This window comes from Sphingopyxis sp. 22461 (genome assembly GCF_052044915.1).
Taxonomy (GTDB): domain Bacteria; phylum Pseudomonadota; class Alphaproteobacteria; order Sphingomonadales; family Sphingomonadaceae; genus Sphingopyxis.
On record NZ_JBQENY010000001.1, the window covers coordinates 380,237 to 397,435 of the forward strand.

Here is a 17,199-nt window from a genome sequence, read left to right on the forward strand (position 1 = left end):
GGGGATTTTCGTAGATCAGCTGACGGTCGCCTTGACGATTTTGCCGGGCTCGCGCGGCGGCTCGCCCTTGGGCAGCGCGTCGACATTTTCCATGCCTTCGATCACTTCGCCCCAGACAGTGTACTGCTTGTCGAGGAAGCGCGCGTCATCGAAGCAGATAAAGAACTGGCTGTTGGCGCTGTTCGGGTTCTGCGCTCGCGCCATCGAGCAAACGCCGCGGACATGCGGTTCGCTGCTGAATTCCTGCGGCAGGTCGGGAAGCTCGCTGCCGCCCATGCCGGTGCCCGTCGGGTCGCCGCCCTGCGCCATGAAGCCCGGAATCACGCGGTGAAACACGACGTCGTCGTAAAAGCCCTCGCTGGCGAGGCCGGTGATGCGCTCGACATGCTGCGGCGCGAGGTCGGGACGAAGGCGAATGACAACATCGCCGGTCGACAGCGAAAGGGTGAGAGTGTCGGACATGGTAGAACTCCTGCGGTCTATGTTGGCGGTCCCATAGCCGGGGCGGCGGCCAAAGCCACGCATTAAATCGCGAAAAGGCGTTCGCGGCGTTGCTATCCGCGGGCCGCAGCACTAGGGGAAAGCTCGAACGCCGCAACTTTCAGGGAGGACCGCGCGATGGACAAACGCGAAGAATCCCTGCCGCCGGAAGATGTTGTCATCGCCGATGACCGCGACCGCGAACAACCGGCACGCGAAACCGACACCGAACTCGACGAAGACGACCGGCTGAGGCCCGAATTCGTGCGCGACGTGATCGAGTTGGCCGAAGCCGGCGAAGGTGAAGCGGCGCGCGAACGGATCGGCCGCCTCCACCCCGCCGACATCGCCGACCTGTTCGAACTGGCGCGCGCCGACGAGCGCCCGATGCTCGCCGCGGTGCTCGGCGACATGCTGTCCGCCGACGTGCTGGCGGAAATGAACGATTATGTCCGCGAGGAACTGATCGATCTTCTCGCGCCGGAGCAAGTCGCCGAACTCGCGTCCGAACTCGATACCGACGACGCCGTTGCAATCATCGAGGATATGGAGGAGGACGAGCAGCAGGCCGTTCTCCAGGCGATGGAGCCCGAAGATCGCGCCGCGATCGAGGATGCCCTCTCCTTCCCCGAGGAATCCGCCGGGCGCCTGATGCAGCGCGATCTGGTCGCGGTGCCCGAACATGTGACCGTCGGCGACGTGATCGACCGGCTACGCGAAGATGCAAACCTCACCAGCGACTTCTGGGAAATTTACGTCGTCGACCCCCGGCACCGCCCGGTCGGCACGTGCCAGCTAAGCTGGATCCTCCGTACCCCGCGCGACATCGCGATCAGCGACGTGATGAAACGCGAGCAGACGCTGATCCCGGTCGACATGGATCAGGAAGAGGTTGCGCTGCGCTTCCAGAAATATGCGCTGATCTCCGCCGCGGTCGTCGACAAGGGCGGCAGGCTCGTCGGCATGATCACGGTCGACGACGTCGTCCACATCATTCAGGAAGAGGCGGGCGAGGATATTTTGCGCCTGTCGGGCGCGGGCGACGGCGACATCAACGAACCGATCCGCGAGACATACAGCGCGCGGGTGCGCTGGCTGATCGCCAACCTTGGCACCGCGCTGCTCGCTTCGTCGATCGTCGGATTTTTCGGCGGCGCGATCGAGCATATGGTCGCGCTGGCGGCATTGATGCCGATCGTCGCGGGCGTCGGCGGCAATGCGGGCACGCAGACGCTGGCGGTCACCGTGCGTGCACTCGCGATGAACCAGCTCACCGACTCGAACAGCTGGCGTGCGATCTGGCGCGAAATGAAGATCGCGTTGCTCAACGGCGGGACGATAGCCCTAATCGCGGGGACCGCGACTGCGCTATGGTTCGGCAATCCGCAGCTTGGCTCCGTCATCGCCGCGGCGATGGTCGTGAATATCTTCGTTGCCGGTGTCGCCGGGGTCGCGATCCCGCTGCTGCTCGATCGACTTGATCAGGATCCCGCGGTTGCGAGTTCCATTTTTGTCACGATGACGACCGATTCCATGGGATTTTTGGCCTTCCTGGGCCTCGCCGTGCTCAGCGGATTGACCTCTATCTGAAGGCAAGCCGTTGAAATTCAAGCGATTCAAAAAGACCCGAAAAAAAATTCATTATCGCAATTTTTTTTCGGAACTTATCCGCCGCTTTGGTCGTTTCCCATTTCGAGCAGCGGTCATCGCCCCCCCGCAGCGCTGCTCAGCAACATTGGCCCGGCCCGCATTCCCTCCCCCCCCTCGAAAGCGTGCCGGGCCATTTTGCAACAAATCCTGAGAGGTAGAAATATGACGAGTTACCGCGCAATCCTTCTCGCCCTGATGGCAAGCTTTCTGGTCGCTGGCTGTAACACGGTAAAGGGTGCCGGTCGCGACATCGAATCTGTCGGTCAAGCTGGCAGCGATGCCATCGACTAATCGGGACTGAGACTAACTTACCCTAAGCCTCTTCGAGAGGCTCGACAGGCGCCTCTTCGGCGCCTGTTTTGCGTCGGCGCTGGGTAAACCAGATCGCGAGCAGCGACATTTCGTACAGGAACACCAAAGGCACCGCGAGCAGCAGCTGGCTCAAAATATCGGGCGGCGTGAACACCGCGGCGATCGCAAAGGCCGCAACGATCATATAGCGCCGCGCCGAAACCAGTTGCTCGCGCGTGACCAGCCCCGACCGCTCGATCAGCATCAACAGGATCGGCAGCAGGAACGCGATGCCGAACGCCATGATGAATTGCATCGTGAAGCTCAGATAATTGCCGACCGAGGGCAGCGCTTCCTGCGTAATCCCGCCAATGTCGCCCTGATATCCGAGCAGGAATTTGAGTGCGATCGGGATGGTGATGAAATAGGCGAAGCTGGCGCCGATTGCGAACAACACCGGTGTTGCGAGCAGGAAGGGCAGCAGCGCGCGCTTTTCCTGCTTGAAGAGACCCGGCGCGACGAATTTCCACAGCTGGTTCGCGATCACCGGAAAGGCGATCATCATTGCCGCGAACAGCGCGACCTTGATCTCGACGAAAAACGCCTCGAACAGCTGGGTATAGATTAGCTTCCCCTGCCCCGCGCGAACGAGCGGCTGGACGAGAATGCCGAAAATCGGCTTGGCAAAATAGAGGCACACGCCAAAGGCGAGGCCGATCGCGATCAGCGATTTCAGCAAGCGCGAACGCAGTTCGATCAGATGATCGAGCAGCGGCATCTTGCCGCCGGCGCCATCCTCATCTGTCGCGGTTTCGTCGGTCACGGCAGCGGGCCGTCCTTCGGCGGTATCGCATGCGTTTCGGGCGGATTGGCCGCAGCCGCTTCGTCGATCCCGGCTTCTGTCACGGGCTCGGTCTTCGTGGGTTCGGTCGATGCTGCATTCGAAGGTGTTGCCGGCGATGCGTTCACATCGTCGATGCGCGGGAATTCGCGCATGATCGCGTCATTCTGCTCGCGCCATTGCTTTTCAAGCTCTTCGAGTTCGGCTTCGCGCATCATCGTGTCGAGCCCGGAGCGGAAATGGCGCGCCATGCCGCGCGCTTTCGCCATCCATTTGCCGACAAAGCGCATCGCCTTGGGCAGATCCTTGGGGCCGATAACCACCAAGGCCACCAACACGACGAGCAGCAACTCGGTCGGCGCGACGTCAAACATGACCTAAAACTTCCCCCGCAGGCAGACGGCGATCAGAGCTTGTCGTGCTCGGCAGTCGGGGTCGAAATCGGGGTGGCATCGGGCGCTCGCTGGCCCTCGATGTGCTTGGGTGCGGGCGTCGTCGGCGCGTCGTCTTCCGACATACCCTTCTTGAAGCTTTTGATGCCTTTGGCGACATCGCCCATCATGTCCGAAAAACGGCCCTTGCCGAACAGCAGCAGGACGAGAATCCCGACCACGAGCCAGTGCCAGATGCTGAAGCTACCCATCTTAAATTCTCCTTGAGGCCGTCATCTAAGCCTCTTCGCCGTCTTTTACTAGGTCCAGTTCGCCCATCGCTTCCTCGAAAGCGAGATCGACCGGGTCGAGCAGTCCCGCCGCACGCAAATCCTCGATTCCCGGCAGGTCCTTGCGGCTCGTGAGGCCGAAATGTTGCAGGAACGCGTCGGTCGTCTTGTAAATCAGCGGCCGTCCCGGCACCTCGCGGCGCCCCGCGGGCGCGACCCATTCGGCCTCCATCAGCACGTCGAGCGTGCCCTTCGAGGTCTGGACACCGCGGATCGCCTCGATTTCGGCGCGGCTGACGGGCTCGTGATAGGCGACGATGGCGAGCACTTCGGCCGCCGCGCGCGATAGTTTGCGCGGATCGTCGCGTTCGCGGCGGAGCAGGTGCGCGAGATCGGCAGGTGTCTGGAAATGCCAATGCCCGCCGCGCTCGACGAGTTCGATTCCGCTTCCCGCATGGCGTGCGGCGATCGTCTGGATGATCGCGCGCACCTCGCCCGGCGTCATTTCGTCGCCCAGCCGTCCGGCAACCTGCCGCGCGTCGAGCGGCGCGTCGCTCGCGAACAGCATTGCTTCTATTGCGCGTTCGAGATCGTCGATCATGCCCCGGATGCCTTCAGATAAAGAGGTTCGAACGCGCCATCCTGTTTCAGGTCGACGCGCCCCTGCCGCGCGAGTTCGAGCGCGGCGACGAAACTCGACGCGATCGCCGAGCGGCGCAGCGGGCCGTCATAGTCGGGCGGCAGGAAATCGGACAGCTCGGCCCAGTCGAGCTTTACGCCGATCATCCGCTGGAGATGATGGAGCGCCGCATCGAGCGTGATCACCGGGCGCCGCGACACCATATGCACGACGGGCTCGGAGCGCAGCTTGACCTGACCATAGGCCGACAGCAGATCGTAAAGGCTGGCGTCCCAGCGCCGCACCTTGATGTCGCGCAGCCCCTCGGGCTTCGCGCGCAAGAAGACGTCGCGGCCGACGCGGTCGCGCGCGAGCAGCCGTGCCGCCGCCTCGCGCATCGCGGCCAGCCGCTGCAGCCGCAATTGCAGGCGCAACGCGAGTTCGTCGGGCGACGGGTCCTCAAGCGGGTCCTTGGGAAGCAGCAGCGCCGATTTAAGATAGGCGAGCCACGCGGCCATGACGAGATAATCGGCCGCGACTTCAAGCTTCAGCTCGCGCGCCTCGGCGATGAAGGTCAGATATTGCTCTACCAGCCCCAGGATCGAAATCTGCTTGAGATCGACCTTCTGGCTGCGCGCAAGCGTGAGCAAAAGGTCGAGCGGGCCTTCCCAGCTTTCGAACGAAAGCTGCAAGGCATCGTCGCGCTCGGGCGCTGCCGGTACGATTTCGAAATCGAGCGGCAATTCCTCCATCGGCGATCAGGCCGTCGCCAACAGCGCGTCGCGCTGGTCGACCAACGTCGCGAACGCGCGCGCGTCGCTGTCGCCCGAAATCCGGTCCATCGCGCCTTCGAGGCGCGCGCGCGACACGGTGCTGATCGGGTCGAGCGCATTGGCGATGCCGACCATATCGTCCATCTTCGCCCAGCAGTTGAGCGCGATGTCGCACCCTGCAGCAATTGCATCGGCGGCGCGCGAAGGCACGTCGCCCGAGAGTGCCTTCATGTCGAGATCGTCGGTCATCAGCAGCCCGTGAAATCCGATACGCTGGCGGATGACGTTGTCGATGACGATCGGCGACAGCGTCGCGGGCCGGTCGGGGTCCCACGCCTCGAAAATGACGTGGCACGTCATCGCCATCGCCGCATCGCGCAATGCCGCAAAGGGCGCGAGATCGGTCTGGAGATCGCGGTCGGGCGCGGCGACGATCGGCAACGCTTCATGCGTGTCGAGCAGCGCGCGGCCGTGGCCCGGGATATGTTTGACGATGCCGACGACGCCGCCGGCCTGCAAACCGCCGAGGATCGCGCGGCCAAGCGCGGCAACACGCATCGGCTCGCTGCCGAGCGCGCGGTCGCCGATGACATCGCTCGCACCCGGCTGACGCACGTCGAGCAGCGGCAGGCAGTCGACCGTAATCCCAACCTCGGACAGCATGGCAGCAAGCGCCATTGCGTTGAGCCGGGCGGCTTCGATCGCACTTGCGGGCGCGCGGTCGTAGAGCGCATCGAACGCCGCGCCGCTCGGAAAAAGCGGCCATTCGGGCGATCGCATGCGCGCCACGCGCCCGCCCTCCTGATCGATCAGGATCGGCAGATTGGCGCGCCCGTCGAGATCGCGCAGTTCATCGGTCAGCCGCCGCAGCTGCTCCCGATTTTCGATATTGCGCCCGAACAGGATATAGCCCGCGGGATCGCTATCGCGAAAGAAAGCGCGCTCGTCGTCGGTGAGGGTCAGGCCCGACAGGCCGAAAATTGCCGGTATCATCGTGCATCAAACTCCATCGATCGCCGACCCCTCAGGCGATGACCAAGCGGCAACCATGCCATGGCGACGGATTTGCACCAACAGAGTCTGCGGCCAAGCGGGCCGAATCAGCGAACGACGACGCAATTTTCACCGGCAACGCGCAATTTTCCGCACAAATTCTTGGCATTGGCGGCTGTCCCTGCCGAGACGCGCAGCCGATAGACGGTGCCGTCGCCAACTTTCGCGGGCGAAACCGATTTGTTGAGTTCGGCAAGATAGGCAAAGCGCTTCGACAGGTTCGTCCATGCCTTCGCCGCCGCGGCGTCGCTGCTGAACGCGCCGAGCTGGATCATCGCCGCCCCCGATGCCGGAGCGGCCTTGGGAGCGTCGGCGGTCTTCACCGGCGCTGCGGCGGGCTTCGCCTTGTCCGCCGGCACCCCCTTTGTGGCAGCGGCTTTCGTGGCGGCGGCCTTGTCTGCTGCGACCTTCTTTACCGCGGCCTCGCGTTCTTGAGGCGTTACAGCGGGCTCTTCGGGCATGCGCGTCGGGTCGACCTTGCCCGCGGGTTCGGCGCCTTCGCTGGCGGAGAAGCTGGCATCGCCTTCGCCCTCGAACGCCTTGGCGCCGTCATTCTTCGGCGCGACCTTATAGTCGCCGTCCTGCGCCGCGATCAGTTCGCCGTCGCTGCGCGTGCCGCCATTCTGAACCCACCACAGACCGCCGAGGACCACCCCGATCAGCAAGAGCCCGCCGAGCACCATCACGAGCAGACGGGCGGGCGACACCTCGCCATCCTCCTCGAATCCGTCGGCAGCCTCGAGCCAGGGCAGACGATCCTCGTCATCGAGACCGAGACCTGCATCCCCCTGCTCTGCGTTCTTGTCGCCGGCCATCAGTTCATCTCCTCGAGCGCCTCTACCCCCATCAGGGACAGCCCGTTACGGATGACTTGCCCGATTCCGTCGGCCAAATAAAGGCGCGTCGCGGTCAATTCGGGGTCATTGTCGAGAACGATGCGCAAACTGGGGTCATCGTTGCCGAGATTGTACCAGGCGTGGAACGCCGCCGCGACATCGGCAAGGTAAAAGGCGATCCGGTGCGGTTCGCGCGCCGACGCGGCGGCTTCGACGATCCGCGGGAACTGCGCGAGCAGTTTCACCAGCCCCAATTCATGCGCATTGAGGCGCGCGGGAGCGGGCTCCGGCAGTACGATCCCAGCATCCGCGGCTTTTTTGCGCAGCCGCGAAATCCGGGCATTGGCATATTGCAGATACCAGACGGGGTTGTCGCGCGACGCCTCGACAACCTTGGCGAAGTCGAAATCCATCTGCGCGTCGGCCTTGCGCGTCAGCATCGTGAAGCGCACCGCGTCCTTGCCGACCTCGTCGACGACATCGGCGAGCGTGACGAAATTGCCCGCGCGCTTCGACATTTTGAACGGCTCGCCATTTTTGAGCAGCCGCACCATCTGCACCAGTTTGACGTCGAAACGCGTCTTGCCGCCGGTGAGCGCCGCGACCGCGGCCTTGATCCGCTTGACCGTCCCCGCGTGGTCGGCACCCCAGATGTCGATCAGTTCGTCGGCATTCTGGCTCTTCTGGAAATGATAGGCGAGATCGGCGCCGAAATAGGTCCAGCTGCCGTCCGACTTCTTGATCGGGCGGTCCTGATCGTCGCCGAACTGCGTCGAGCGGAACAGCGGCAATTCGACTGGTTCCCAATCCTCGGGCGTCTCGCCCTTCGGCGCCTCGAGCTGTCCGTCGTAGACGAGGTCATGGTCGCGCAGCCATTTTTCGGCGGCGGCGGGTTTGCCCTCGGCCTGCAATTCGGCTTCGGACGAGAACAGGTCGTGATGGATACCGAGCTTGGCGAGGTCGGCGCGGATCATGTCCATCATCGCGCTGACCGCCTCCGCGCGGAACAGGCCGAGCCACGCGCTTTCGGGCGCACCGACGAAGCGCTCGCCATATTCGGCCGCGAGTTTGCCCGCGATCGGCATCAGATAATCGCCCGGATACAGCCCCTCGGGGATCGCGCCGATATCCTCGCCGAGCGCTTCACGATACCGCATGTGCACCGAGCGCGCGAGCACATCGACCTGCGCGCCGGCGTCGTTGACATAATATTCGCGGATCACTTCATGCCCGGCATATTCGAGCAGCGCGGCGAGCGCATCGCCGACGACCGCGCCGCGGCAGTGGCCGACATGCATCGGGCCGGTCGGGTTCGCCGAGACATACTCGACGTTGACGCGCCGTCCCTGCCCGATCGTCGAACGGCCATAGTCGCCGCCCTCGCTGAAGATCAGCGCGAGTTCGTCGCGCCAGCTGTCATCGACGAGACGCAGGTTGATGAAGCCCGGCCCCGCGACGCTCGCCTCGGTCACTTCGTCGAGCGCGCCGAGTTCGGCAACGAGCAAATCGGCGAGCGCACGCGGGTTCATGCCCGCGGGCTTCGCCAGCACCATCGCGGCGTTGGTCGCGACGTCGCCATGCGCGGGATCGCGCGGCGGTTCGACGCTGATCGCGCTGCGGTCGAGGCCACCCGGTAGGGCGTCGCGGGCGGCAAGCGCGTCGAGCGCGGCGCCGATGTGGTCGGAAAAGCGGCTGAACAGGGTCACGGGGCTGGCCTATCTTCGATCAGGAAAGTCTTGCGCGCGCCCTATAGCAGCTGGGCGGGCGCGAAAAGCCCCGCGTCGCCGATCGGCGCGCGGGGCGTGAAGATGCGAACGGCGCCTGGCGCCGCCGCGGCCCTATCGTCGGACGTTATATTCGAGCTGTTCCTGCGTCAGCTGGAAGCCCACGAGCAGTTCGAAGCTCGACCGCTGCACCGCGGCGCGCACTTCGGGAAGGCTCAGCGGATCGACCGCTGCGTCCTGGTCGCCCGCCTTGCGCTTGCGCGTGATGCGTTCCTGAATGTCGGCGGGCAGCGTTGCCGCGGCGCGATCGACATAGGCCGAAGCCTGCGCACGACCGGTGCCGCGCACCTGCCCTTCGGCAAAGGTCACTGCGACATTGCCCAGCCGTTTCGCGACAACCGCGGTGCCGCCCTGCAGCACGGTGGCGTAATAGGGCAAGGTCACGGTGCGCGCGGGTCCGGCATCGCGGCGCGTCGCGACCACGTCGAAGCTCGCGAGCTGGTAAACCTTTTCCGCGGCGTCGTTGCATACCGGCGTCACATTGGTGATCGCGGCGACGACATCGACAGCGCGCGCATCACGGCTCGTTGCGGGGTCGAACAGCGTGATGTCGCCGGTGTGCAGCGGCACCGCGACCGCGGGACATGCGGTGCGGGTGGAGGTGATGCCGACGCCGCCTGCGAGGTCGATTTCATTGTCCTTCGCGCAGCCCGCCACCGTCGCCATGGCCGCCGTGCCGCACAGCACGGTCAGGAACTTACGGGACGGAAACGAAATGGACATCATGATAAACGAGCTTTCCAAACAGGCGCTTTGACAGGCGTCGGGACAGTTGATCCCGCTTCATGCGCGCCGCTTCTTATCGGTGCGATGAACGCGGCGCAACAAAGAGAACAAGAATGCGAAGGGGGATGAAGCGGCTTTACCCCGGATGGCTTGCTGCGCTAGAGCGCGCGCATCATGAACGCTCCCCATCCGATGACGCAAGCTGAAGGCAGCGAAGCGGCAGAACTCAAGGTTTTGATCGCGGCGCCGCGCGGGTTCTGCGCTGGGGTCGATCGCGCGATCCGCATCGTCGAACTGGCGCTGCAGAAATATGGCGCGCCGGTCTATGTCCGGCATGAAATCGTCCACAACCGCTATGTCGTCGACTCGTTGAAGGCCAAGGGCGCGATTTTCGTCGAATCGCTCGACCAGGTTCCCGATGGCGTGCCCGTCGTGTTCAGCGCGCACGGCGTGCCCAAAGCGGTGCCGGCGAAAGCCGAGATGCGCGGGCTCGACTATATCGACGCGACCTGCCCGCTGGTGTCGAAAGTCCACCGACAGGCCGAGCGCGCGCACGAGACGGGACGCCATATCGTCTTTGTCGGCCATGCCGGCCATCCCGAAGTGATCGGCACGCTGGGTCAATTGCCCGAGGGCGCGATGACGCTGGTCGAATCGGTCGACGACGTCGCGGCGCTGTCGCCGCCCGATCCCGAGATGCTGTCCTTCCTGACCCAGACCACCCTGTCGGTCGACGACACGCGCGACATCATCGCGGCGCTCCAGCATCGTTTTCCGGCGATCACGGGCCCGCGCGGCGAGGATATTTGTTACGCGACGTCGAACCGCCAGGATGCCGTGAAAGCGATCGCAGGCGAATGCGATCGCATGATCGTGATCGGTGCACCCAACAGCTCGAACAGCCTGCGGCTTGTCGAAGTCGCCGAGCGGCTGGGGACCCCGGCGCATCTCGTCCAGCGCGGCACGGACATCGACCCGGCGTGGCTGCACGACATCGCGACACTCGGGATCACCGCCGGCGCGAGCGCGCCGGAAACACTGGTCCGCGAGGTGATCGACGCCGTCGCTTCGGTTCGTCCCATCATCGAAGACGTGGTCGTCACCGCCGAAGAGAATATGGTCTTCAAACTGCCGCGCGGGCTCGAAGCCGCCTGATGGCTGTCTACACGCACGTCGAGCCCGACGATCTTGCCGCTCTCGTCGCCCGATACGACATCGGCACCGTCGTGTCGTGCAAGGGGATCGCCGAAGGCGTCGAGAACAGCAACTTCCTGCTCGAAACGACGGGCGGGCGTTTCATCCTGACGCTTTACGAAAAGCGGGTCAGCGAGGGTGACCTGCCCTTCTTTGTCGACCTGCTCAACCATCTCGCCAGCCAGAACTGCCCGGTCCCGGCGATGATCCGCGACCGGGGCGGCGTCGCGATACAGCAGATCTCTGGCCGCGCGGCGTGCGTCATCCAGTTCCTGCCCGGCATTTCGCTGACGCAGCCGACCCCGGCCCAGTGCGAAGCCGCAGGCGCCGCACTCGGCGCGATGCACCGTGCGCTCGAGGGCTATACTGGTGCGCGCGCGAACAGCATGGGCCATACTCACTGGCGCGCCGTTGCCGAAGCGACCGGCGACCTTGATGTCGTGTTGCCGGGGCTGCAATCGATCGTCGATGACGAACTGGCATTTCTCGACGCGCATTGGCCCGATGACCTGCCCGCGCATGTCATCCACGCCGACCTGTTTCCCGACAATGTGCTGATGCTCGGCGACCGGGTCACCGGCCTTATCGACTTCTATTTCGCCGCGAGCGACTTCCGCGCCTATGACCTGGTCATCACGCATGCGTCCTGGGCCTTTTCCGCCGACGGAAAGCAATGCGACCCCGCGCGCGCGGAAGCACTAATGCGCGGCTACGCGCGCGAAATCACGCTGTCGGACGCTGAGGTTGCTGCGTTGCCGCTGCTGGCGCGCGGCGCGTCGCTGCGCTTCCTGCTGACGCGCGCGCACGACTGGGTGCATACGCCCGCCGACGCGCTCGTCACGCGCAAGGATCCGTCGCCGTTCCTTGCCCGCTTGCAGCGCTACAGCGCTCCCGACGCCGCCAGCCTGTTCGCAGCCGGATGAGCGAAAACACCGGCAAGACCGTGATCGTCGCCACCGACGGCGCGTGCAAGGGCAACCCCGGCCCCGGCGGCTGGGGCGCCGTGCTGCGCTGGGGCGACGTCGTGAAAAAGCTGTCGGGGGGCGAACCCGACACGACGAACAACCGCATGGAATTGATGGCCGCGATCGAAGCGCTCGCCGCGCTCAAGCGCAGCTGCAACGTCGAGTTGTCGACCGACAGCGTCTATGTCCGCGACGGCATCACCAAATGGATTTTCGGCTGGCAAAAGAACGGCTGGAAAACCGCGGCGAAAAAGCCGGTCGCCAATGCCGATCTGTGGCAGCGTCTCGTCAAGGAAAACGCGCGGCACAAGGTCGAATGGATTTGGGTCAAGGGTCACGCGGGTCACGGCGACAATGAACTCGCCGACCAGCTGGCGAGCGACGCCGCCCTCGAAGTCGCGCGGGCGCGCAGGGCACCCGCGCGTTAGGGTCGAGACCTACTAATTGCGCGTTCGAGGCGTCGAAATGGCGAAGATATCGGGTTCGGGTAGCATCGCTACCCGCAAGGTCACGCGGACACGAGATCGAAGCCATTTCGGCGTCCCTTCGGGATTTGACCGATTTTGTCCATTGCGTCGTCGGCAAGTCTGGAAATATCGACATATTCCTGCGCCTTGCCTCCTCGCACCGAACAAAATCGCTTCAAACCTCGATCGCGCAATTAGTAGGTCCCGCCCCTGGGCATCACTCGGCTTCGCGGACTTCGGCGCCCGGGCCGTTCTTCAGGATTGAGTCGATGGCATTCTGTGCGGAGGCCTTGCTGCTATAGCCTTCGGTCCAGAAGATGGGTTCGCTATTATATTTGAAATAGGCGACAAATTCGCCGGCCTTGTTCTTCTTGATCTCGAAATAATGGGCCATGCCATCCTCCACAGGTCGGGCCGTGCCGGGGGTGGTACGGCCAAGCCCATGTTAATGCGGTCGTTTCGCTGTGCAAGCGGCTAGATGATTCAGGCGAAGCGCGATGGCGCGAAGGGCGTCGGATCGACGCGGCCAATGGCGCCGCCGGGCGGCGGGGCGCCAAGCTCAGCCGCAAGCAAAGCGGCGATCGCCGGCGCGGTCTGGATGCCGAAGCCCCCCTGCCCTGCGCACCAGATGAAGGCGCGCTCATGCCGATCGGCGCCAAAAACCGGGATGCGATCGGGCGCGAAGCTGCGCAGCCCCGCCCATTTGCGCTCGACCGCAACGACCGGCCAGTCGACCACCGACTGCATCCGGTCGATCGCGAGCGCGACGTCCAGCTCTTCCGGCGCCGCGTCGTGCGGTGCGGTCGGCGTCTCGTCGTGAGGGGTCAGCCAGACGCGCCCCTCGCTCTGACCCTTGAAATAGAATTCGCCGCCGACGTGGATGACGAGCGGAAGGTCGGCGGGAACCGGAACGCCCAGCCGAACCTGCATCACCGTGCGGCGATAGGGCTGGATGCCGACCGGCGCGATGCCGCACGCGGCTGCGACCTCGTCCGCCCATGCCCCGGCGGCATTGACGATCAGCGCCGCGCGGACCTGCCCGCTGCCCAGTTCGACGTCCCAGCCGTCGCTGACACGGCGCGCCCGCCGCAACGGCGCGCGCGTGACCAATGTTGCGCCGGCGCGCTTTGCCGCGCGAAGATAGGCCGCATGCAGGCCGCCGACATCGATGTCGCGGCACGCCGCCTCATAGGCGGCTTCGCTCCATTCGGGACGAAGACCCGGAACCATGCGCGAAACCGCCTCGCCCGACATTCTTGCAACATCGACGCCCTGCGCCGCGAATTCGGCAACGAAGGCGTCGACCGCCGCGGCCTCGGACCTCTGGCCCAGCGTCAATGCGCCGCGCGGCGACAGGAAGCCATGATCCGAGAATTCGGGCGGCGGACTGTTCAACATCTCCAGCGATGCGTGGGTCAGCGGCTGAACCCCCACCCCGCCATAGCTTTCGTGCCAGAAGGCCGCTGACCGGCCCGTCGCGTGATAGCCGGGCGCGTCCTCCGCCTCGACCAACAGGACGCGGCGCCAGGGGGCCAGCGCCGCCGCGAGGCTTGCACCCGCGATTCCGGCGCCGACAATCAGCACATCGGTGGCGGAAGGCGGCGCGTCGGTCATGCCCGCCGCATATCGGTTGGACCGCGGAATGCAAGCCGCAGCGTCCCCGCCGACATGGTTACGCTTTGGTAAGCCATGTTGCGTAGGAGAAAACCGATGGATAACGGCACAATCTCGCTCGGCCTGATGGCCTTACTCGGCCTGCTGATGATTGCCGCGGCGATCAGCGACGTCCGGTCGCGCACCATTTCCAACGAGCTCAACGGCGCGATGGCGCTGCTTGCAATCCCGTTCTGGATTACGAGCGGCCTCGCGCTCTGGCCCGATGTGCCGCTTCAGCTCGGCGCCGCCTTCGCGGTCTTTCTCGTCTTTGCCGGCCTGTTCGCGATCGGCGCGATGGGCGGCGGCGATGTCAAGATGATCGGCGCGGTGATGCTCTGGATCCCGCTTCCGCTGTTCATGCCGACCCTGATGGTCATGGCCATTGGGGGTGGCGTCCTGTCGGCGGTGATGCTTATCCATATGAAATTGCGCCCTTCGGACAAACCGGTCGAGGTTCCCTATGGGGTTGCCATCGCCGCTGCGGGCCTTTGGGCGCTTCACCAACAATATCTTAACCAGTTTCAGGTTATCGGATGACCTGAGGGAAAAGCACGACCGTCTCTGGTGGGTGCAGGAGGGCGACAAATCGTCATGGATACGCGAAAGATTATGCTGATCGTCGGCGCGTTGGTGATTGCCATCAGCGCAGCGTTCGGGGTCAACCAGATGATGCGCGGAGCAGCCACTCCGCAAGCGCGTGCAGCCGCGGCGCCGGACATTACCGGTCCGATGATCCTTGTCGCGACGCGGCAACTGCCCGTCGGCACGATTGTCGGCCCGGACAGCTTCCGTTTCCAGCCCTGGCCCAAGGAATTGGTCGAAAAGGCCTATTTCATGAAGGACAAGACCGACGTGAACACGTTGGTCGGCACCGTCGTGCGCTATCCGATCACCGCCGGCCAGCCGCTGACGCAAGGCGCACTCGTCCATCCCGATGATCGCGGCTTCCTCGCCGCGGCGCTTGGCCCGGGCATGCGTGCCGTTACCGTCAAGGTCAGCCAAGAACAGGGCGTCGCCGGTTTCGTCTTTCCGGGCGACCGCGTCGATGTGGTGCTGGCTCAGACGATCTCGGTCGAGGAAGGCAGCAGCTATCCCGACAAGCAGATATTCACGGCCGAGACGATCGTTCGCAATGTCCGCATATTGGCGACCGATCAGCGTTATGACGCCGAGGATGAAACCGGGAAGACCCCGGTTCGCACCTTTGGCTCGGTAACGCTCGAAGCCACGCCGGAAATTGCCGAGAAGATCGCCGTCGCGCAGGACATGGGCAAATTGTCGCTCGCACTGCGTCCGCTGGCCGAAAGCGCCGGCGAACTCGATGCGGCCATCGCGTCGGGCGACATCAATGTGCCGGCCAAGGGCGGCTCCGCGGCGGAAAAACGGATGCTGGCCGAAGCCGCCGCACGTCCGGTCGCCAGCCGCTCGACAGTGACCACGGGCGGCGACGTGTCGCGCTTCTGGATCCCGGTACGCGGCCGCGTGAACTCCTCGCGGGCGCCGCAGGCTGCGACGAATGGCGGCGGCTTCATGCCGTCTAATGGGGGCGCCGTGTCCGTTCCGACCGGTCCGGTCGTGCGCGTGACCCGCGGCGACAAGATGACCGAAGTTCCGGTTGGGGGTAAGTAAGATGAACAGCACAGCCAAATTCAAGGCGGCGGCTCTGGCCCGCACCCTGGCCATCGGCCTGGTGGCAGCCACGCTGGCAGCGGCACCTTCGGCGCCCGCCATCGCCCAGGCCGTCCAGAATGCCAGCAGCAGCATCGAGCTCTCGGTGGGCCGTGGCCGCCTGGTCAGCCTTCCGGCCTCGATGTCCGACGTCTTTGTCGCCAACGACGAAGTCGCCGACGTCCAGGTGCGTTCGGGCCGCCAGCTCTATATCTTTGGCAAGAAGCCGGGCGAAACCAGCATCTATGCCACCGACGCCAGCGGCCGTGTCGTTTTCTCGACCGTCGCCCGCGTCGGCAACAATATCGAGACGATCGACCAGATGCTGTCGCTCGCCATGCCCGACGCCAGCATTTCGGCAAACACGATGAACGGCTTCGTGCTGCTCACCGGTACGGTCCAGTCACCCGACGATGCCGCCGAAGCCGAACGGCTCGTCCAGGCATTCGTCGGCGAGCCGACCAAGGTCTTGTCGCGTCTTCGCACGGCCACGCCGCTACAGGTCAACCTGCAGGTCCGCATCGCCGAAGTGAACCGCTCGCTGGTCAAGGAAATCAGCGGCAACCTGCTGACGCGCGATACCGATGGCCCGCTTGGCAACGGCTTCCTCGGCGGCGTGTTCGGCGGCCGCAGCCCGGGTGAGATCACCAGCATCCCTGCCCCGACCGCGGTTTTCCCGGGAAGCCCGGCCGCGCGGCCTTACGATCCTTCGACCGGCCTGCCGCTTCCCCCTGGCCAGACAACGCTGGGCACCAATTACCGGTTCGATACGCCCGCCGGCAAGCGGAGCCTGGCCGGTGCCGGCCGCCTGTTCGGGCTCGACCTGATGGCTTCGCTCGACATCGGCGAGCGATCGGGTCTGGTCGCGACGCTGGCGCAGCCCAATTTGACCGCCATTTCCGGCGAAACCGCCGACTTCCTTGCCGGCGGCGAGTTCCCGGTTCCGGTCCCCGGCAATTTTGCCGGTACGACGATCGAGTATCGCAAATATGGCGTCAGCCTCGCGTACACGCCGACCGTGCTGTCGAATGGTAGGATCAGCCTGCGCGTTCGCCCCGAAGTATCCGAACTGTCGACCGAAGGCGCGATCGTGATGCAGGGGTTCCAGGTTCCCGCGTTGACGATCCGCCGCGCCGAAACGACGGTCGAACTCGGCTCGGGCGAAAGCTTCATGATCGCCGGGCTGATGAACAATCGTTCGATCGGCGCGATCGACAAGATGCCCGGTCTCGGCGACGTTCCGCTGCTCGGCATGCTGTTCAAATCGGACAGCTTCCGCCGCGGCGAAACCGAACTCGTCATCGTCGTGACCCCCTATCTGGTCCAGCCGGTGTCGGCGAACGACATCAAACTGCCCACCGACGCCTTTCAGGATTCCGACGACCTGCAGCGGATTCTGCTCAACCAGACGAGCAACGGCGTGACGGGCGGGGACCGGCCGAAACCGCGGCTCGACACCTCGGTCGGCGACGCCGATCGCCCGCGGGGCAGCGGCGACGCGTCGCCCGGCTTCAGCATCAAGTGACGCGCTGGAT

Annotated in this window: 20 protein-coding genes; 8 read left to right on the top strand and 12 right to left on the bottom strand. The window is 64.7% G+C overall.

Translation table 11 applies throughout. The features are described 5' to 3' along the window. Window positions 1–15: 15 nt before the first annotated feature. Window positions 16–462 carry a peptidylprolyl isomerase gene (locus ACTJI5_RS01810; protein WP_056374810.1) on the bottom strand — a complete coding sequence of 149 codons (447 nt, stop codon included), beginning with the start codon at window positions 460–462 and terminating at the stop codon, window positions 16–18. Between the two features lie 156 nt (window positions 463–618). On the opposite strand from ACTJI5_RS01810, the gene mgtE reads away from it, so the two are divergent. Continuing rightward, entirely contained in the window at window positions 619–2,070 is a 1,452-nt protein-coding gene (mgtE, locus tag ACTJI5_RS01815; RefSeq protein WP_440859201.1) for a magnesium transporter, read from the top strand. Between the two features lie 222 nt (window positions 2,071–2,292). Continuing rightward, complete coding sequence (locus ACTJI5_RS01820; protein ID WP_037515306.1) at window positions 2,293–2,421, top strand: entericidin A/B family lipoprotein; 129 nt, start codon at window positions 2,293–2,295, stop codon at window positions 2,419–2,421. A 22-nt stretch (window positions 2,422–2,443) separates the two neighbouring features. On the opposite strand, the gene tatC is transcribed toward ACTJI5_RS01820, so the two are convergent. The 9 genes from tatC to ACTJI5_RS01865 all read right to left on the bottom strand — a co-directional run bounded on the left by tatC (window position 2,444) and on the right by ACTJI5_RS01865 (window position 9,714). Further along, window positions 2,444–3,199 (bottom strand): twin-arginine translocase subunit TatC, encoded by a 756-nt coding sequence (tatC, locus tag ACTJI5_RS01825; RefSeq protein ID WP_058538614.1) that lies wholly within the window; start codon window positions 3,197–3,199, stop codon window positions 2,444–2,446. A 41-nt stretch (window positions 3,200–3,240) separates the two neighbouring features. Next, window positions 3,241–3,636, bottom strand: a complete 396-nt coding sequence (gene tatB, locus ACTJI5_RS01830; protein ID WP_310253732.1) for a Sec-independent protein translocase protein TatB — start codon at window positions 3,634–3,636, stop codon at window positions 3,241–3,243. A 32-nt stretch (window positions 3,637–3,668) separates the two neighbouring features. Next, on the bottom strand, window positions 3,669–3,905 hold the full coding sequence (locus tag ACTJI5_RS01835; RefSeq protein WP_037515303.1) for a twin-arginine translocase TatA/TatE family subunit: 237 nt from the start codon (window positions 3,903–3,905) through the stop codon (window positions 3,669–3,671). Window positions 3,906–3,930: 25 nt separating this feature from the next. Beyond that, window positions 3,931–4,524, bottom strand: a complete 594-nt coding sequence (gene scpB / locus ACTJI5_RS01840) for an SMC-Scp complex subunit ScpB (protein WP_324070951.1) — start codon at window positions 4,522–4,524, stop codon at window positions 3,931–3,933. Next, window positions 4,521–5,294 (bottom strand): segregation and condensation protein A, encoded by a 774-nt coding sequence (locus ACTJI5_RS01845; RefSeq protein WP_310253736.1) that lies wholly within the window; start codon window positions 5,292–5,294, stop codon window positions 4,521–4,523. Before ACTJI5_RS01845 ends, scpB begins: the two co-directional genes overlap by 4 nt. 6 nt (window positions 5,295–5,300) lie before the next feature. Then, window positions 5,301–6,308, bottom strand: a complete 1,008-nt coding sequence (gene nagZ, locus ACTJI5_RS01850; protein ID WP_440859202.1) for a beta-N-acetylhexosaminidase — start codon at window positions 6,306–6,308, stop codon at window positions 5,301–5,303. Window positions 6,309–6,415: 107 nt separating this feature from the next. Further along, the gene (locus tag ACTJI5_RS01855; RefSeq protein WP_310253740.1) at window positions 6,416–7,183 is read right to left on the bottom strand and encodes an SPOR domain-containing protein; all 768 of its coding nucleotides are present in this window, start codon (window positions 7,181–7,183) and stop codon (window positions 6,416–6,418) included. Beyond that, window positions 7,183–8,910, bottom strand: a complete 1,728-nt coding sequence (argS, locus tag ACTJI5_RS01860; RefSeq protein WP_440859203.1) for an arginine--tRNA ligase — start codon at window positions 8,908–8,910, stop codon at window positions 7,183–7,185. Before argS ends, ACTJI5_RS01855 begins: the two co-directional genes overlap by 1 nt. 132 nt (window positions 8,911–9,042) lie before the next feature. Then, window positions 9,043–9,714, bottom strand: coding sequence for a hypothetical protein (locus tag ACTJI5_RS01865; RefSeq protein ID WP_310253744.1), 672 nt, complete (start codon window positions 9,712–9,714; stop codon window positions 9,043–9,045). A 174-nt stretch (window positions 9,715–9,888) separates the two neighbouring features. Between ACTJI5_RS01865 and ispH the strand changes: the two genes are divergently transcribed. The 3 genes from ispH to rnhA are packed head-to-tail and all read left to right on the top strand — an operon-like array spanning window position 9,889 to window position 12,301. After that, complete coding sequence (gene ispH, locus ACTJI5_RS01870) at window positions 9,889–10,869, top strand: 4-hydroxy-3-methylbut-2-enyl diphosphate reductase (protein WP_231732694.1); 981 nt, start codon at window positions 9,889–9,891, stop codon at window positions 10,867–10,869. Beyond that, window positions 10,869–11,831, top strand: a complete 963-nt coding sequence (gene thrB, locus ACTJI5_RS01875) for a homoserine kinase (protein ID WP_058538458.1) — start codon at window positions 10,869–10,871, stop codon at window positions 11,829–11,831. The genes ispH and thrB overlap by 1 nt, the downstream gene beginning before the upstream one ends. Then, on the top strand, window positions 11,828–12,301 hold the full coding sequence (rnhA, locus tag ACTJI5_RS01880) for a ribonuclease HI (protein ID WP_058538457.1): 474 nt from the start codon (window positions 11,828–11,830) through the stop codon (window positions 12,299–12,301). The genes thrB and rnhA overlap by 4 nt, the downstream gene beginning before the upstream one ends. A gap of 256 nt (window positions 12,302–12,557) precedes the next feature. Here the strand turns inward: rnhA and ACTJI5_RS01885 are convergent, their stop codons facing one another. Continuing rightward, the gene (locus ACTJI5_RS01885; protein WP_081933099.1) at window positions 12,558–12,734 is read right to left on the bottom strand and encodes a YegP family protein; all 177 of its coding nucleotides are present in this window, start codon (window positions 12,732–12,734) and stop codon (window positions 12,558–12,560) included. An 89-nt stretch (window positions 12,735–12,823) separates the two neighbouring features. Continuing rightward, entirely contained in the window at window positions 12,824–13,954 is a 1,131-nt protein-coding gene (locus tag ACTJI5_RS01890; RefSeq protein ID WP_440859204.1) for an NAD(P)/FAD-dependent oxidoreductase, read from the bottom strand. Between the two features lie 96 nt (window positions 13,955–14,050). On the opposite strand from ACTJI5_RS01890, the gene ACTJI5_RS01895 reads away from it, so the two are divergent. From ACTJI5_RS01895 to ACTJI5_RS01905, 3 genes are read left to right on the top strand one after another with little or no spacing between them, the layout of a single operon-like run. Beyond that, entirely contained in the window at window positions 14,051–14,533 is a 483-nt protein-coding gene (locus ACTJI5_RS01895) for an A24 family peptidase (RefSeq protein ID WP_440859205.1), read from the top strand. Between the two features lie 54 nt (window positions 14,534–14,587). Continuing rightward, a complete protein-coding gene (gene cpaB, locus ACTJI5_RS01900; protein WP_058538454.1) occupies window positions 14,588–15,625 on the top strand; it encodes a Flp pilus assembly protein CpaB in 1,038 nt (345 codons plus the stop codon). 1 nt (window position 15,626) lies between these two features. Further along, window positions 15,627–17,189, top strand: coding sequence for a type II and III secretion system protein family protein (locus ACTJI5_RS01905; RefSeq protein ID WP_058538453.1), 1,563 nt, complete (start codon window positions 15,627–15,629; stop codon window positions 17,187–17,189). Window positions 17,190–17,199: the final 10 nt, after the last annotated feature.

Excerpts from the sequence above, each read along its gene's own strand:
- ACTJI5_RS01810 (WP_056374810.1), bottom strand. The coding sequence starts at position 462 with ATGTCCGACACTCTCACCCTTTCGCTGTCGACCGGCGATGTTGTCATT.
- mgtE (WP_440859201.1), top strand. The coding sequence starts at position 619 with ATGGACAAACGCGAAGAATCCCTGCCGCCGGAAGATGTTGTCATCGCC.
- ACTJI5_RS01820 (WP_037515306.1), top strand. The coding sequence starts at position 2,293 with ATGACGAGTTACCGCGCAATCCTTCTCGCCCTGATGGCAAGCTTTCTG.
- tatC (WP_058538614.1), bottom strand. The coding sequence starts at position 3,199 with ATGCCGCTGCTCGATCATCTGATCGAACTGCGTTCGCGCTTGCTGAAA.
- tatB (WP_310253732.1), bottom strand. The coding sequence starts at position 3,636 with ATGTTTGACGTCGCGCCGACCGAGTTGCTGCTCGTCGTGTTGGTGGCC.
- ACTJI5_RS01835 (WP_037515303.1), bottom strand. The coding sequence starts at position 3,905 with ATGGGTAGCTTCAGCATCTGGCACTGGCTCGTGGTCGGGATTCTCGTC.
- scpB (WP_324070951.1), bottom strand. The coding sequence starts at position 4,524 with ATGATCGACGATCTCGAACGCGCAATAGAAGCAATGCTGTTCGCGAGC.
- ACTJI5_RS01845 (WP_310253736.1), bottom strand. The coding sequence starts at position 5,294 with ATGGAGGAATTGCCGCTCGATTTCGAAATCGTACCGGCAGCGCCCGAG.
- nagZ (WP_440859202.1), bottom strand. The coding sequence starts at position 6,308 with ATGATACCGGCAATTTTCGGCCTGTCGGGCCTGACCCTCACCGACGAC.
- ACTJI5_RS01855 (WP_310253740.1), bottom strand. The coding sequence starts at position 7,183 with ATGGCCGGCGACAAGAACGCAGAGCAGGGGGATGCAGGTCTCGGTCTC.
- ACTJI5_RS01865 (WP_310253744.1), bottom strand. The coding sequence starts at position 9,714 with ATGATGTCCATTTCGTTTCCGTCCCGTAAGTTCCTGACCGTGCTGTGC.
- ispH (WP_231732694.1), top strand. The coding sequence starts at position 9,889 with ATGAACGCTCCCCATCCGATGACGCAAGCTGAAGGCAGCGAAGCGGCA.
- thrB (WP_058538458.1), top strand. The coding sequence starts at position 10,869 with ATGGCTGTCTACACGCACGTCGAGCCCGACGATCTTGCCGCTCTCGTC.
- rnhA (WP_058538457.1), top strand. The coding sequence starts at position 11,828 with ATGAGCGAAAACACCGGCAAGACCGTGATCGTCGCCACCGACGGCGCG.
- ACTJI5_RS01885 (WP_081933099.1), bottom strand. The coding sequence starts at position 12,734 with ATGGCCCATTATTTCGAGATCAAGAAGAACAAGGCCGGCGAATTTGTC.
- ACTJI5_RS01890 (WP_440859204.1), bottom strand. The coding sequence starts at position 13,954 with ATGACCGACGCGCCGCCTTCCGCCACCGATGTGCTGATTGTCGGCGCC.
- ACTJI5_RS01895 (WP_440859205.1), top strand. The coding sequence starts at position 14,051 with ATGGATAACGGCACAATCTCGCTCGGCCTGATGGCCTTACTCGGCCTG.
- cpaB (WP_058538454.1), top strand. The coding sequence starts at position 14,588 with ATGGATACGCGAAAGATTATGCTGATCGTCGGCGCGTTGGTGATTGCC.
- ACTJI5_RS01905 (WP_058538453.1), top strand. The coding sequence starts at position 15,627 with ATGAACAGCACAGCCAAATTCAAGGCGGCGGCTCTGGCCCGCACCCTG.